At 69.7% G+C, this 307-nt stretch carries 1 protein-coding gene; it reads left to right on the top strand.

The annotated features are described in order from the left end of the window. Nucleotides 1–88: 88 nt before the first annotated feature. On the top strand, nt 89–307 hold a 219-nt coding region (locus DI276_RS17075), incomplete at its 3' end, for a family 1 glycosylhydrolase (RefSeq protein ID WP_408610558.1).

Raw genomic sequence — 307 nt, forward strand, 5'->3', positions numbered from 1 at the left:
CTCCCCCAACGGCAGCGTGGACACGGCATCACCGTGGGTGGGCGTGAAAAGCGCGTCATTCCCTCAGCGTGACGCGCCCAGGACCGACATGGACTGGGAAGTCCGGCCGGACGGCCTCACCGCCGTGCTGCTGCGCGTGCACCACGACTACCCCAAGCTCCCGCTCTACATCACCGAGAACGGCGCCGCTTTCCGCGACGACGTCAACGGCAACGGTGCCATCGACGACGTCGACCGCACCGGCTACATCGCCTCCCACCTGCGCGCCGCCCACACGGCGATCAAGGCGGGCGTGGACCTGCGGGGC

This window comes from Lentzea terrae, from assembly GCF_003265345.1.
Classification (GTDB): Bacteria; Actinomycetota; Actinomycetes; order Mycobacteriales; family Pseudonocardiaceae; genus Lentzea; species Lentzea terrae.